Source organism: Zooshikella sp. RANM57 (assembly GCF_050749885.1).
Lineage (GTDB): Bacteria > Pseudomonadota > Gammaproteobacteria > Pseudomonadales > Zooshikellaceae > Zooshikella.
Genome location: NZ_JBOIUB010000001.1, coordinates 26404 through 41398, shown reverse-complemented (window position 1 = coordinate 41398; position 14995 = coordinate 26404). Strand labels below are relative to the sequence as shown.

18 protein-coding genes and 1 tRNA gene are annotated in these 14995 nt (G+C 43.9%); 11 read left to right on the top strand and 8 right to left on the bottom strand.

Annotated features, from left to right (window positions below):
* Nucleotides 1-9: 9 nt before the first annotated feature.
* Both ACQ96U_RS00195 and ACQ96U_RS00190 read right to left on the bottom strand, forming a co-directional pair.
* Complete coding sequence (locus ACQ96U_RS00195; protein WP_431719207.1) at nt 10-414, bottom strand: RusA family crossover junction endodeoxyribonuclease; 405 nt, start codon at nt 412-414, stop codon at nt 10-12.
* Nucleotides 415-757: 343 nt separating this feature from the next.
* The gene (locus ACQ96U_RS00190; RefSeq protein WP_431719206.1) at nt 758-3019 is read right to left on the bottom strand and encodes a bifunctional DNA primase/polymerase; all 2262 of its coding nucleotides are present in this window, start codon (nt 3017-3019) and stop codon (nt 758-760) included.
* A gap of 220 nt (nt 3020-3239) precedes the next feature.
* Between ACQ96U_RS00190 and ACQ96U_RS00185 the strand changes: the two genes are divergently transcribed.
* The 11 genes from ACQ96U_RS00185 (at nt 3240) to ACQ96U_RS00135 (ending at nt 10016) form a co-directional block, all read left to right on the top strand.
* The gene (locus ACQ96U_RS00185) at nt 3240-3662 is read left to right on the top strand and encodes a helix-turn-helix domain-containing protein (RefSeq protein WP_431719205.1); all 423 of its coding nucleotides are present in this window, start codon (nt 3240-3242) and stop codon (nt 3660-3662) included.
* A gap of 118 nt (nt 3663-3780) precedes the next feature.
* The gene (locus tag ACQ96U_RS00180) at nt 3781-4158 is read left to right on the top strand and encodes a helix-turn-helix transcriptional regulator (RefSeq protein WP_431719204.1); all 378 of its coding nucleotides are present in this window, start codon (nt 3781-3783) and stop codon (nt 4156-4158) included.
* Nucleotides 4159-4175: 17 nt separating this feature from the next.
* Nucleotides 4176-5087, top strand: coding sequence for a recombination-associated protein RdgC (locus tag ACQ96U_RS00175; protein ID WP_431719203.1), 912 nt, complete (start codon nt 4176-4178; stop codon nt 5085-5087).
* Entirely contained in the window at nt 5084-5287 is a 204-nt protein-coding gene (locus tag ACQ96U_RS00170) for a hypothetical protein (protein ID WP_431719202.1), read from the top strand. The genes ACQ96U_RS00175 and ACQ96U_RS00170 overlap by 4 nt, the downstream gene beginning before the upstream one ends.
* A 13-nt stretch (nt 5288-5300) precedes the next feature.
* The gene (locus tag ACQ96U_RS00165) at nt 5301-5726 is read left to right on the top strand and encodes a hypothetical protein (protein ID WP_431719201.1); all 426 of its coding nucleotides are present in this window, start codon (nt 5301-5303) and stop codon (nt 5724-5726) included.
* A 65-nt stretch (nt 5727-5791) separates the two neighbouring features.
* Complete coding sequence (locus ACQ96U_RS00160; protein WP_431719200.1) at nt 5792-6520, top strand: hypothetical protein; 729 nt, start codon at nt 5792-5794, stop codon at nt 6518-6520.
* Nucleotides 6517-8136: a DEAD/DEAH box helicase family protein gene (locus tag ACQ96U_RS00155; RefSeq protein ID WP_431719199.1), complete on the top strand. Its 1620-nt coding sequence runs from the start codon at nt 6517-6519 to the stop codon at nt 8134-8136. Before ACQ96U_RS00160 ends, ACQ96U_RS00155 begins: the two co-directional genes overlap by 4 nt.
* Before the next feature lie 2 nt (nt 8137-8138).
* Nucleotides 8139-8363 (top strand): hypothetical protein, encoded by a 225-nt coding sequence (locus ACQ96U_RS00150; RefSeq protein WP_431719198.1) that lies wholly within the window; start codon nt 8139-8141, stop codon nt 8361-8363.
* A 12-nt stretch (nt 8364-8375) separates the two neighbouring features.
* The gene (locus ACQ96U_RS00145; RefSeq protein WP_431719197.1) at nt 8376-8678 is read left to right on the top strand and encodes a hypothetical protein; all 303 of its coding nucleotides are present in this window, start codon (nt 8376-8378) and stop codon (nt 8676-8678) included.
* A gap of 26 nt (nt 8679-8704) precedes the next feature.
* Nucleotides 8705-8926, top strand: a complete 222-nt coding sequence (locus ACQ96U_RS00140) for a hypothetical protein (RefSeq protein WP_431719196.1) — start codon at nt 8705-8707, stop codon at nt 8924-8926.
* Nucleotides 8895-10016, top strand: coding sequence for a tyrosine-type recombinase/integrase (locus tag ACQ96U_RS00135; protein ID WP_431719195.1), 1122 nt, complete (start codon nt 8895-8897; stop codon nt 10014-10016). Before ACQ96U_RS00140 ends, ACQ96U_RS00135 begins: the two co-directional genes overlap by 32 nt.
* A gap of 126 nt (nt 10017-10142) precedes the next feature.
* Here the strand turns inward: ACQ96U_RS00135 and ACQ96U_RS00130 are convergent.
* The 6 genes from ACQ96U_RS00130 to rplT all read right to left on the bottom strand — a co-directional run bounded on the left by ACQ96U_RS00130 (nt 10143) and on the right by rplT (nt 14952).
* Nucleotides 10143-10219: transfer RNA gene (locus ACQ96U_RS00130), tRNA-Pro, on the bottom strand.
* Between the two features lie 85 nt (nt 10220-10304).
* Entirely contained in the window at nt 10305-10661 is a 357-nt protein-coding gene (locus ACQ96U_RS00125) for a MerR family transcriptional regulator (protein ID WP_431719194.1), read from the bottom strand.
* Nucleotides 10636-10944: an integration host factor subunit alpha gene (gene ihfA, locus ACQ96U_RS00120; protein ID WP_027709077.1), complete on the bottom strand. Its 309-nt coding sequence runs from the start codon at nt 10942-10944 to the stop codon at nt 10636-10638. Before ihfA ends, ACQ96U_RS00125 begins: the two co-directional genes overlap by 26 nt.
* Nucleotides 10945-10949: 5 nt before the next feature.
* Complete coding sequence (gene pheT / locus ACQ96U_RS00115) at nt 10950-13331, bottom strand: phenylalanine--tRNA ligase subunit beta (RefSeq protein ID WP_431719193.1); 2382 nt, start codon at nt 13329-13331, stop codon at nt 10950-10952.
* A gap of 51 nt (nt 13332-13382) precedes the next feature.
* Entirely contained in the window at nt 13383-14381 is a 999-nt protein-coding gene (pheS, locus tag ACQ96U_RS00110) for a phenylalanine--tRNA ligase subunit alpha (protein ID WP_431719192.1), read from the bottom strand.
* A gap of 214 nt (nt 14382-14595) precedes the next feature.
* Entirely contained in the window at nt 14596-14952 is a 357-nt protein-coding gene (gene rplT / locus ACQ96U_RS00105) for a 50S ribosomal protein L20 (protein WP_027709074.1), read from the bottom strand.
* Nucleotides 14953-14995: the final 43 nt, after the last annotated feature.

Genomic DNA, 14995 nt, shown 5'->3' with positions numbered 1-14995 from the left:
CCCCTCCCCTCAGTGAATCGTCGAGTTCAACGCTTCGTCTAACGTGTCGTAGGTTGGAATCCGTTTCACGATGATCTGTCCCTCGTCACCCCAATACTTACTCACGCGTCCATCCCAAATATGGGCATCGTCCACGAACAAGGCATCCAATAAACCTTTTTCTAGATTGTCCTTATCCGGTGTCGCTTTATGAGGCTGTCCTCGCATCTCAGCTCGTTTTTTCTTCGACCATGACTTGGGCATGGGTAACACGAAAATAAGATGGTAGCCGCTCTCAGGCAGCTCAATAGACAACTCTCGTAGTGCATCCTTGTACGCGCGGTACTGCATGACACAGGGGCGTTGTTTCCATTTGTCGGCACGGGTCATACGGGGCTTGGTGTTGGGGGTAATAGCGTAGGCTTGCAGGTTCATAAGGCACTCGTAGTATGTGACAGATTTGTTTCAAGGAAGAGGTCTAGGCGGGGGTTTTCACAAATTATCACAGAGTTTTCACATGTATATTTGTGAAAACTAATACTTCTGTAAGTGTTTAATATATAAATAAAAAAAATAATAATATATATAAATAATAGTTTTCACATTTTCACATAAAAAGTACCCCCCCTGGCTTTTTTCTGGGGTCTTTCTAGGGGACTTTAGGAATTCTTGTGAAAATGTGAAAAGGCCATTTTTTCTAATAAAATCAAGAAGTAATTTTAACATGAGTTCATGTGAAAACTCGTGAAAACTTGTGAAAACCCCTTGATCCGTGGCCTCAGCAGAAATTGGCATGCACATAAGCCATCCTCGGACGTCCACCGGTTGGTTTAGCTCGGGCATGCCCTCTGGAACAGATGTCGTCTAGTATCTCCTTGCGCTCTTTACTACGCATCTTAGAGAAACAAGGGTTACGACCAATTTCATAGAGGGTGAGACCGCGTTCCTTTGCTTTCTCAATTTCATGAACGCATTCTTTTAATTGAGTTTCAAAGGAAGAACCACCTACACGGTTCACTACGGTATCTACCATATAATAATCGTGATAGCGAACATAATCAATAGCCCAATCCGTCACCTGTCGTGTAATCGTCTCCGCAAACGGATCGACCGACAGGGCCAGAATTAATGCAATACGCATGGCCTTTTCTCGGGTGCGCCCCAGCAACACTTCAATACCATACTGTTCCAGTTCATCCATCTTCTGAATGATTTCCTGGTCAAGCGCTTTTAATCGCTGGAGCGCCGACTCCTCGAACACAAGAATATTCTGTGCGGGCTTATTTTCCGGTGGCATATGGCTGGTTAAGTTACCAGCTAGATTCTCCCGAATAGTCGCCACCCACTTGGTAATGTTCTCGGGGACTTCTATTAGTCCTGGATCACTCGACACCTGTCGTTTTAATTGGCTCTCCATGACAATAAAGCGTCCTAGAAAACCATCTTTTACTAATTCCGGTGACAGTGCACTGTAAAAGGTACCAGGTGTCGTCAACGCTAAGAGCGTTAACGCCGGATGCTTAATACACCGCTTACGCAACTCCTCTGCCGCCTGCTTACTCATACCCATGGTTGAATACACCGGGGGATAGAGTGAAGACCCACACTTGCTCCAGGCCTCGACTAGTCGGGTAATCGCCTCCGCCTTATGCGGATTCATTTTGTGCTGACTGCCTTCCAGGTACTTACCAAACTCATCGATGATACTGATATGGTTCGGTTCATGGAGCAGTTCACTGAACAAGGCACCGGATGACGTATAACCAGAACCAGAAATAAGTCGCCCATAACCTGATGCTTCCAAAATCTGTTCAACAACATCCTTACAGTGCTCTTTACCACTCGCAGACTTGGCAATATTGAGAAAGTACAGCGACGAAAAATTTCCCTTATCCGTTTTGTAATAACGCCCGCATACCACACTGCCCAGTGCCAACGCACTTTGTACTGCCAATGCGGGCTGTTTTCGTCGTGCCGTCTGATTCGCAAACTGCACGACTTCACCCAATACACCCGGTATGTCGTATAAATGGCCAGGCATACCACCACTGTCAGGTAGTGATAGGTTACTCGCCTTGGCGGGTTCGGGCGGTGCCGATTGAACAGGAATCACATCATGAGGATGTTTACGTAAGTGCGTCAATATTGTGCTGGCAATACAGGTATTGAGCTCACTGGGATCTAACGGCGGACTGTTGCCTGTGTTCCAGGTATCCAACATCTGTTTTATGGTGCGTAGATCCATCCCTGAAGCGATATATTGACCTGTTAACGACACAGCGGATTGGTTACGTGAACCTTCACTTACTGCCTCCCCACTGGCTTTTGGTTGGTAATCAGCGGTACTAAAACCTAAGTTACCTGTGATTTCAGGTTCCGGATTTGTTTTAGGTGAGTCAGTCTTCACTTGGCTGCTTTTACTTAATACGTTTCGACCATTAAATTGCTGGATCGCTTGTAAATCTTCTTCAGATAAACAAGGCAAGTCATCAATGCTATCAATCACCCAACTGGCGTCGTATTCCCATTCATAGCGGTTACCATTGGCATGGGTTGAGCCTGGTGCAACGACATAACCACCCTGCCCCCGGATATCGATCTTGGAGTGAGCATTAACTGAATTGCGAATTTCTACGTTGGGATTAACGGCATAATAAAAATGTTTACCTTTGCCAGTCTTCACCTTCCACGGCGTTCGACCGACAGCTCCGGATTCCATAAACTGAACTGCTTCTTCAGAGTCAGCATCCACAACAATGACACGCGCCCCTGTAACAATGGCCCAATTAGCACGAGGATAGGAAGCGGTCCAATAATCCATATCCTCTAACGATGGCGTGTTTTTTTGGTACTTGGCCCACGGTACGCGCGCCTGTTTAGGCCACTCCTGTTGGGCTTTTTCTTTATTGCCGTCAAAGCGTTTGTTGACAAAGTAAGGTGGTGGTGTTTCAAATGGCGAACCTAACGGGATAACGGTGAACCCTCTGTCGTAGAGTTCCCAAGCTGTTTCTTCTGTGATGGGTGGTTTATCAGCTTCCATTACTGGTGATTCCTGTTATTTAAAGTTGACTACTCCCGTGTGAGGGGATAGAAGGAAGCAACCGCAACAACTACATTAGAATGAGAGAAAACTTTTGGACTAGTGTGTAGCGGTTTGTAAAGCTAATAATGCGACACTGTAGACAGTTGTAGCAAACTAGTCAACACATTGCTTGCATTTTTGAAATTTTTATTTACATATACGTTACAATGAGTTTGACATGCAAGAGCTGGAACTATGGGAAAAAATCAGAAACTCAAGGATAGAAACAGGTTTAACCCAGATTCAGTTTGCTCAAAGAGTTGGAGTATCAAGAGCTACTGCCTCTCGCTGGGAATCTGAAGACCCTTCTGTTAGACGAGGACCACGAGTTGAGCATCTTCATAAGATTGCAGAAGTAACAGGTAAAGACTTAAAGTACTTTTTACCTCCAAATAGTAAAAAGGTTGCTGCCGCCAAAGAAGCATTTATTAGGCTGCAAAATGAAACTTATGAGCTAGACCCAGAACAGATTCAAACTCAAATTCAAGAAAAGCTTAGAACTTTAACTAAGGATTTCATGGACTTAGTTATTGATGGCAAGCTGCGCGAAGTAGAAATAGACCTTCTTCAAACCTTAGTATCCAGCATCAAAAATAAATAATCTATCAGACCAATTGGTCTAATAACAAATTACTTATGTAGCACTTGTTGACATATATTCCCTTTTGGGGCGATTATATATTTACATTATGTAAATCGATCAAAAGGGAGTGTTACTCATGGACGACACGATCACCATAGGCCACTGGAAAGCCTACCTGAACAACCTTCAGCTCTCCCCACGACAAACGCTGTATACCTTTGAAGCTCTGCATGGCTTATCGGATAAGGAAATTGCCCGCAAGTATTCGGTTGCGCCGGACACCATTTCCAAGACCATTAAAGCCGCACTGCATAAACACAACCTGAAGAATCGTACTCAACTGGTCGCCGAGCTGATCCGGTCAAAGGTGATCTGCCCGTTGTCCATGGGCATGTTAGCGTTGTCCTTGGTGATCGTTCCTGTTTTCTCTGATGACCCACTCCTACGTAATCGAATTTACCGAACCCGAACGACGCGGTATGAGTCGATCGTCCCTACCCTGCATACAACATAAAACAAGAGGTGCACATCATGTGGTTTAAAAACGCAATATCTTTCCGCTGTGAACAGGTCGCCAAGCTCGATCAGGCGTTACTCAATGAAAAACTTTCAGCCCAGGCCTTTAAGCCCTGCACGCCCCAACAAGCCGAAAGCTATGGCTGGGTTCGTCCCTTCGGTGAAGAAGCCGAACACTTTGCCGAGCATATTGGCAACTTCCAATTACTTTGCCTGCAGAAAGAAAAAAAGATGTTGCCTAACTCGGTCATCAGCAAATACGTCAAAGAACGTATTAAAACCCTGGAAAAAGAACAGGGTGAGTCCATTGGCAAAGGCGAAAAAGACCAAATTAAAGAGTCTGTCATTCACGAGCTGTTACCCAAAGCCTTCAGTGAATACCACAGTTGGTATATGTATTTAGATCCTATTAATAACTTAGTTGTCGTGGACAGCTCCAACGTAAAGCAGGCTGAGGAATGCATTCATCTCTTACGCATTGCCTTGGATGGATTAGCCACACATCCGGTGGTTACAGAATATAAGCCTTATGAAGTCTTAACCTGCTGGTTAGCGCGAAGTACTCAACTGCCTGAAGGTCTACTACTGGACCAGTGTGCAGAACTCCGTTTTGTGGGGAGTGAAGATGCGGACATTGTAAAACTCAGTAAAAGCGATTTAGAGCTGGAAGAAGTCGAACCGCATATTGGCGCGGGCAAAATGGTCACTAAACTGGGCTTTCACTGGACCGATTATTTAACCGGTATTATTCACGATGATTTTCGTTTTACCCAATTAAAGTTTGAATTAACGGATCAGGAAAAAGCTGAAGATTTTATAAGCCAGGCACGAGCCGATTTTATCTTAATGGCCAATGCCCTCTCTCAACTCTACCGCAATTTTATCGAATATTTTGGTGGCTACAAAAAAGACAAGGAGGCTGCATGATGAACAATAATAATAAACAACCCACACCTGAAGAATTAGCCCTGGTGACACTGGATGCTTATCTCGATGCGAACCAGCCTAAAACCTTTATTGATGCGATTAATCAATTGAAAATACTGCAAACGCAGTTAAGTGCAATGAGCTTGAATTTACAACGCATTATTCAAGCCCCTAATACCGAGTCACTGACCGTTCATTAAAAGGAGAAAAATCATGGCTTGCTATGCCGTTTTCCAGCTACGGAACCCGGTTAAAGCAGTAACCACCGGATTGGTAGAACAGATTAATAAAGTACGGCCTTACTGGGTCACCAACCATTACCTGATACAGTTTGCCTCACCGCTCTACGAACATTATGAATATGTGTATGAGAATCCTCAGCACCTCTTAGTGCGGGTGGTGATTACTCATCAATCAAAACTTCAGTATTTTTATATTTTATTTGATAAAGCCTCACACATGGTGTTGGTGGAAAATAAAGACGTTAACACTATTCCCGTCGATTTATTACAGGCCTTCCTCGCCCGTTATATGCCGTTCGATGTTGAGCATGTGAAATGTTTTTCTGATGTACTCGCCTTCGCGAATTATTATAAAACGTTAAAGCACCTTAAATTAATGACGCTCGAAGCGGCTTAAAAAAACAATCAATAAACTCAATTTAATAACCTGATTTTTCAGAGGTTACCACAATGAATATGACAATGGCAGCGCCCGACCCGGTGCGCATGGTGGACTTTTACGCCCAAAAACTGCAGGACATCAAACAGCAGATCACGGATTTAAATCAGGAAAAAGCATCCATTGAGCAGGAATTAATTAACTTGGTGGGTGCTCAAGAGGAAGGTTCTAGCGCTCATGAAACCACGTTTTTTAAAGTCACCACCACCGGGAAAATCGATCGAAAAGTCATTACTAAACACTTAAGCACCGTAAAAGAAGTGGTTACACCGGAAATCTTTAATTCGATTTTTCGCCTTAATATTGCCAGTGATCAGCCACTGGAAAAATTAAATGAAGATCCCAGCTGGTACGAGTGCAAACTCTGCGATCATCATGCTATTTGTCATGGTGAGCAAGTCCCCACCGTTAATTGCCGAACCTGCTTACATGCATCAGCGGTTGATCAGGGCCAATGGCATTGTGCACGATTTAATTTATTGATCCCTGAAAATAATCAACGCGTCGGCTGTCAGGCCCATTTATTCATTCCCGATTTAATTCAGCGTTTTGCGGAAGTGATTGATAGTGGCGAATACTGGATTCGTTATCGCCTGAAAAAATCCGGGGAATGTTTTATCACGGGCGAAGCGCCTGAGCAGTTTAACAGCCGTGAATTACGCGCAGTCGAAGATAAAACCTTATTAACCGACAACCATATTCAAACCTTACGCACGACGTTTAATGCCCAGTTAGTGGAGGACGCGGCATGAAATTACGCTGGTATCAGGACGAATCCTTAAGCGCTATTTATCAATACTGGCAACAACAGCAAGGTAATCCATTGGTTTGTGTACCCACCGGAGGCGGTAAATCAGTCATTATTGCTGAATTTATTCGTCGGGTGATGCAGTTTCCCAACCAACGGGTACTTATGCTCAGCCATGTCAAAGAGATCCTGGAACAAAATTACGCAAAATTAAATCAGCTCTGGCCCACCTGCCCCTCGGGTATTTATTCGGCCAGTTTAAGGCGTAAAGATCACCAGGCGGATGTGTTATTTGCCGGGATTCAATCAGTGTATAACAAGGCGTTTGACTTGGGTCCCTTTAATATCATTATCGTCGATGAGTGCCATTTAATTAATGCCGGTAAAGACGACAGTATGTACACCCGCTTTTTAAATGACGCGAAATTAATGAACCCCTTGGTGAAATTAGTGGGCTTTACTGCCACGCCTTACCGTATGAAAACCGGGTTATTAACTGAGGGCGAAGGTGCATTATTTAATGAGGTGGTGTACAACGTTGATATTCAAAAACTCATTGATCAAGGCTTTTTATCCCCGTTAATTTCACAACCCGGCACTGAGCAAATTGATTTAACGAACGTGAGTATTCGCCAGGGCGAGTTTGTCACCCGGGATTTAGAAAAAGCGTTAAATGCCCAGGACCTTACCCGTAAAGCGTTAAAAGAAATCAGCGAATGGGGGCAGGATCGTAAAGCCTGGTTAATTTTTGGTGTCTCGGTGAATCACTGTTTGCAGATTATTACCATGCTCAAAGACCATGGTATACAGGCAGAGTGTGTGCATGGTCAGACGCCTATCAGTTTACGTTCGCAACTCATTGAAGACTATAAACAAGGCCGTATTCGTTGTCTGGTCAGCCAAGGTGTTTTAACCACCGGCTTCGATGCACCCCGCACCGATTTAATTGCCATTTTACGCGCTATTCACTCTCCAGGTTTGTATGTGCAAATCCTGGGGCGTGGTTTACGTATTTCACCGGAGACGGATAAGACTGATTGCTTAGTATTGGATTATGGCGACAACATCGAGCGTCATGGACCGATTGATAATATCCAACCACCTAAGTCTAAATCCCGTAAAAATGGCGAGTCTGGTGAAGCACCTACCAAACAATGCCCTAAATGTGAGTCACTGTTACAAGCTACTTTACGGGAGTGTCCTAGCTGTGGCCATGCCTTTCCGGCCAGTGAATCCCTGCCCCATAACGATCAAGCATCCAAAGGGGCATTGTTAAAATCACAAATTAAACCCGTGTGGCTCAGTGTGACTGATGTGTCGTATAGCATTCACCGTAAATTAAATGCCCCACCATCATTAAAAGTTACCTATCGCTGTGGCTTTGAATTCGTCAATGAATGGGTGTGCTTTGAACATAAAGGCTATGCCAAGGCGAAAGCAGCAAAATGGTGGTTTAAACGCGCCGGTTTAGGTGGACAACTGCCCCGCTCCACCGAAGAAGCACTACAGGATGCGCCGACGTTAAAAATACCCAACGCCGTACAAGTCAGCCAAGCCGATAAATACCCACACATATTAAATTACGATTTTTCCGAATCACCTCAACAAGCGAGTGCTTAATCATGGAAATTTGTCGTACTTTTTTATCCAAAAAATCTGCAAAAACAATACACCGCGTCCAGCAATATATTGAATATTATCAGCTCGCGAAAAAGCGACGACCGCCGTGTGTCAGTGTTCATCCTGATGAATATCAAGCATTAAAAAATGATATGGCCCAGTGCCACAATCAACCACCCTTTACCCTACAAGGCGTACCTGTCAAAGCCGTGAATACGGTCCACTGAGGAGACTTGAGCATGTTAATTTTAACCTTTCGCCGCTCAGAAAGAGCTTTTATCAACGAGCATACCATTCTGACCTTCGCTGAAAAAGATTACCAACATAACGCGCGAATTACGATTAAAGGTCCTCAACTCGATTATAACCAGTGGCTGAGTATTGGCGATAAACTCACGCTTGAAACCATACCCTTAACTCTTTTTCTTCTGGAACGAAATAGTCGTCACCAAATTCGTATTGGTTTTGATGCGCCTGACAATATCATTATTTTGCGGGAAAAAGTGTATTTACGAAATCGTCAAAAAAGATTGGCCGCTTAATTTGTGCGCGTTGGGAGATAATCATTATGCGTTTGATGCGATTAAATACCTATGCCAAACAGCGTTATCCGCTGGGTGATGGTCCCACACTGCGAACCTTACGCAACCGTTGTGAAAGCGGCTTGATACCTGGCGCCATTAAAGAGGGTGGACTGTGGTATGTGAATATTGATGTCCATGAAAAAGCCAGCAGTTCATTGGTCAGTAAAGTCTTAAGTGAGTCAAAATATTATGGCCGCCCGTCCTAGAAAAAAACGAGGGCTTTGCCCGAATTTATATGAGTCCAATGGTTTATTTCGTTACCGTCATCCCGTCAATAAAACCTGGCATGCCCTGGGCCGCGATAAGCAGGAAGCGGTCCGTGCCGCACGGGAATTAAATAGTATTTTAATACCGAGTACCCAGCAGTTAATTAATTCTATTTTAGCCATAGGCGAAAAAACTATTGCGGATATTATTGAAGCCTTTAAAACGGATATTGTACCGAATAAAGAATTAATGCCTCGTTCTGCTCAAGAATTAGAGTACCGATTAAATCGACTGAATAATGATTTAGGCGACATGAGTATTCGTTCATTATCCGTGGAGCAAGTGGCCAGTTATTTGGATTTAAGTTTTAAGGGCGATGCCTATAAACAACATCGGTCTGTGTTATCCCAGCTGTGTCAGTTTGCAATCGTCAAAGGCTGGTTAGTTGAAAACCCCGTGGCGCCAACGTTATCAACACGACAGAGTCAGCGTATTCGTAAACAACGGCAGCGGATAACTTGGGAAGCTTACCAAGCGATTTACCAGCATGCCGAGGAATGGTTACAGATTGCTATGGACTTGGCCATTATCACCCTGCAACGTCGCTCTGACTTATTACGCCTGAAGTTCAGTGATATTAAAGACGGTCGCTTGTACCTGGTGCAAAGTAAGACCGAAAAACATGGTGACTGTGCACGGCTGGCTATTGGCTTGGGTCCCTCGCTCAAGAAAGTCATTGAGCGTGCGCGGTGTACTGGGATGAACTCTCCCCTACTGATTCATAAGCAACCTCAAAGAATCTTAACGGGCAATGGTCATTGGTCTGCAGTTAAACCTGATTACTTGAGCCGAAGCTTTTCCAAAGCACGTGATGAGTCGGTTATTTATGAAAATATTTCCAAAGATGTATTACCCACATTCCATGAGTTACGATCATTGGGCGGGTTACTTTATGAACAACAAGGTTGGAGTAAAACTCAAGTTCGTCAGTTGATGGGTCACACTTCTGACAAAATGACTGAACATCACTTAAAAGGACATGACACAAGATGGACACAAGTTGAAGCCGATTTAGACTTAGAAAATTAGACGACAGGTTTCGTCTAAGCAGCGTTCAATAAAGTTGAGTTTTGCAGGATATTGCAGAATTTTGCATGATGCAAATGATTATCAAAAGCAAAAAGCCCGTAAGTCATTGACTTACGGGCTAATTTTTGGTCGGAGTGAGAGGATTCGAACCTCCGACCCCCACAACCCCATTGTGGTGCGCTACCAGGCTGCGCTACACTCCGAAAATAAAGAGGCTTCGCCTCAAATGTGGTGCGAATACTACTACAATTAACTAAGCTTGTGAACTAGCAATTTAATGAAGCGTTATTATTTTTTTAACACTCTTAATACATCTTCTAGCTCAATAATCATTTGTCTTATTAACTGTCTATAGTAACTCATATCTTCTTTAGAGTTTTCACTCTCCAGCCGATTACGCGCTCCACCAATTGTAAATCCTTGCTCATATAACAAACTACGAATTTGTCGTATAAGCAATACATCCTGGCGCTGGTAATAACGGCGATTCCCTCGCCGTTTAACCGGTTTTATTTGAGCGAACTCCTGCTCCCAATAACGCAGTACATGAGGCTTTACCTCACATAATTCACTGACCTCACCAATCGTAAAGTAGCGCTTTCCAGGAATGGGTGGCAGTTCATTGTTGTTGCTTGGTTCCAGCATAGGTTTCTACCCGAGCTTTTAGTTTTTGCCCTGGGCGGAACGTAACCACACGTCGTGCACAAATAGGTATTTCCTCTCCTGTTTTTGGATTACGACCGGGACGCTCTCGTTTATCTCGCAAGTCAAAGTTGCCAAAACCAGAGAGCTTAACTTGCTCATTTGCTTCCAAGGCATGACGAATTTCTTCAAAGAATAATTCAACCATATCCTTAGCTTCTCGCTTATTTAGGCCCAATTCCTCAAACAGGCGCTCCGCCATTTCTGCTTTCGTCAATGCCCCCATGGTCATTACTTCCTTAAGATTGCGTTAAACCTCTCTTCTAGCTTTTGAGTCACTCTGGTCATCAAGTCGTGTACCTCATCCTCATTAAGAGTGCGTGATGGATGCTGTAACGTCAAGCCCATTGCAACACTTTTTCTATTAGGATCAATACCTTTGCCAATATAAACGTCAAATAACTTCAGGTCTTTCAATAGTTCGCCGGCTTCAAATTCAACTATTTTCATTAAATCAGCTGCATCAACGTCCTGATCAACTACAACTGCGATGTCACGACGAACACCAGGAAATTTTGAAATTTCTTGGAAACTGGCAACACTTCCTTGGGTTAATAAGTCTAGCTGCAATTCAAATTGATACACTACTTCCGGTATATCCAATTGTTTTTGCAACTGTGGATGTAAACGACCTAAATAACCAACACATTTATCCTTTAGATACAGTGCAGCGCATTGTCCTGGATGAAATCCTTGCCGTATTTCGCGACGAAACTCAAATTGATCTGCTTTTCCACCTAATGCGATCAATTGTTCAACGATTCCTTTGCAGTCATAAAAATCAAATTTATCCGAATTACTGGTCCAGTTTTCTGGGTTACGTGACCCACAAACAACACCAGCCAACATCTGAGGCTGTTGAAGTGCATCCCCTTCAGGAAGGAACACTTGACCCACTTCAAACAAACGAATGCGAGACTGCTGACGATTTAAGTTATAACTTAGGGCACTCAGTAGACCTGGCAACAAACTGGTCCGCATAACCCCCATATCGGCTGAAATAGGGTTAGCCAGAGCCAAAGCATCAACTTCAGGCTCAACAAGCTTTTGTAGTTCAGGAGAAATAAAGCTGTAATTAATAGCTTCCCGATAACCTTGAGCCACTAAAAGACGACGAAGTTGACGAAGTGTCACTTTGTCCTCAGGCAAGCCAGACATTGCAACATGAGCCATAGGCGATGTTGAGGGAAGGTTGTTATAGCCATATAAACGCGCTATTTCTTCAATAAGATCCACTTCCAATCGAATATCAAAACGATATGAAGGAATACCAACAACCCAAGCACCTTCCTTCACCGTTTCCATGACCATACCCAGGCCACCGAGTAATTCAGCAATTTCTTCGTTTGATATTTCAAGGCCTAACAAGCTGCGAACACGGTTAGCACGTAACTTAACTGCAATAGTATCAGGCAACTGTTCTGGATCAGACTGGTTGATAACGGGTCCTGGCTGCCCTCCACAAATTGTTAAAATAAGTTGGGTCGCACGCTCAATTGCTTTCCGCTGCAGCTGGAAATCAACTCCACGTTCAAATCTATGAGATGACTCTGTATGTAAGCCATATTTACGCGCTTTTCCAGCAATAAAAATGGGGTTGAAATACGCACTTTCTAAAAACACATGACGTGTATTTTCTGAAACACCAGAATGCTCACCCCCCATCACTCCCGCAAAGGCTAATGGCTTACTCTGGTCCGCAATGACCAGTACATCACTACTCAGGGTAATTGTTTGACCATCCAGTAATGTCAGTTTTTCCCCACCTTCAGCCATCCGAACGACAATACCACCATCAAGCTGTTCCAAGTCAAAACCGTGTAAGGGCTGCCCCAACTCCAGCATGACATAGTTTGTGATATCAACTATTGGGTCTATGCTACGCTGCCCAGCTCTTCGTAACTTTTCTTGCATCCATAATGGTGTTTCAACGGAAACATTAACATCCCGAATGACTCGTCCTACGTAGTTTGGACACCCTTTTGGAGCCTTAATTTCTACAGGAAAAATGTCTTGATGGGTGGCTGAAACCGATGAAATTTCTACCGCATTAACCGCTTGACGATTAATTATCCCGACCTCTCTTGCAATACCTGCAATACATAAACAGTCTGCCCGGTTGGGGGTTAAATCAACGTCAATAATCGTGTCATCCAGGTACAAATATTCTCGTATATCTACTCCCACAGGTGCATCACTTGGTAACTCCATCAACCCATCGGATTGATCCGCCATACCCAGCTCTGCTTCTGCGCACAGCATTCCAAAGCTCTCAACACCACGGAGCTTGGCTTTACGAATTTTAAAATTCCCTGGCAAAATCGCGTTAATTTGCGCAAAGGGTGCTTTTAAACCCACCCGTGCATTAGGAGCACCACACACTACTTGGAATGTTGTTTCACCACCTACAGACACCTGACACAATTTCAATTTGTCTGCATTGGGATGCGGGTCTGCAGCAATAATTTCACCTACTACAACCCCGGTAAACTGACCTGCTACCGCCTCTGTTCCATCGACTTCCAGTCCTGCCATAGTTAACTGTTCCACGATGGTATGGGTATCAACTTTGGGATTGACCCACTCGCGTAGCCAATGTTCACTGAATTTCATGTTCAATCCTTACATTACACCTGCTGTATAACTTTTTGATGAGGCAAGCACTTATTTAAACTGCTCTAAAAAACGCACATCATTTTCAAAAAACTGGCGTAAGTCTTGAACGCCGTAACGCAACATCGCCATCCGTTCAACACCAAGACCAAAGGCATATCCCGTATATTTTTCAGAGTCAATATTGGAGTAATCAAAAACCTTTGGATGCACCATACCGCACCCCATAATTTCCAACCACCGGATTTTTCCGTCATTGTCCCTTCCCCACTCAATATCCACTTCTGCTGAAGGCTCAGTGAAAGGAAAATAAGACGGACGAAATCGAACCTGCAAATCGCGACCAAAGAATGCTCTCAGAAAGTCAATAATCGTACTTTTTAAATCTGCAAAGCTTACATTTTCATCAACTAATAGTCCTTCAACCTGGTGAAACATAGGTGTATGCGTTTGGTCAGAATCGCAACGATATACTTTACCAGGGCAAATAATTCTTATCGGAGGCTGGCTTTGCTCCATAGTGCGCACTTGCACAGGAGAAGTGTGAGTGCGAAGCAATGTGTGCGCATTAAAATAAAATGTATCATGCATTGCTCTAGCAGGATGATGGCTAGGAATATTTAAAGCTTCAAAATTATGATAGTCGTCTTCAACTTCTGGTCCTTCAGCTACCGAAAAACCAATTTTCTGAAAAATATCTTCTATACGCTCAATCGTCTTAGTAACAGGGTGAATACTGCCCAATGACTCTGTACGGCCAGGAAGCGTAACATCAATCGATTCTGCCGCAAGCTGCGCTTCCAGTTGAGCCGTTTGTAACTTCTCACGACGATCATTCAACGCAACCTGCAGTTGTGTTTTTGCCTCATTAATCTTGGCTCCCATAGCAGGTCGTTCATCTGCAGATAATGCACCAAGCGTTTTCAAAAACTGAGTAATTTCTCCTTTTTTACCCAGATATTTTACCCGCACCTGATCCAGTGAGTGGGTATCTTCTGCAGTGGCTGTTTCTTCCAGCGCACTGGCTAACAGCGATTCCAAATTATTCATGGTTCACTCCGCAGACAAAATAGTCGTTAGCGTCGTTATGTAATAATAAGCAGTTGCTTGATTGTTACTGCCAATGACCATGACAGACGCTTACCTCTAGTCCAACTGTTAGAAAAATCTGATACTACCAAATCAATACGACAAACGCTGTCAAATAAAAAAAGGAGGCTCATGGCCTCCTTTTAATCAAGCTAACAACAGATAATGCTGTGTGTTAGGCCAGCGCTTGCTTTGCTTTCTCTACGATAGCGGCAAACGCTTGCTGCTCATGAACAGCTAAATCTGCTAAAACTTTACGATCAATCTCAACAGATGCTTTCTTAAGTCCCGCAATAAAACGGCTGTAAGAAAGACCATTGACACGTGCGGCCGCATTGATACGTGCAATCCACAATGCGCGGAATTGACGCTTACGCTGACGGCGGTCACGGTAAGCATATTGACCAGCTTTAGTTACCGCTTGCTTCGCTACGCGAAATACACGACTGCGGGCACCGTAGTAACCTTTAGCTTGCTTTAAAATCTTCTTATGGCGGCGACGAGCCACAACTCCACGTTTAACACGAGGCATGATAAATTCTCCTCAGATGATACTTTTAACTATAAGCAAAGCT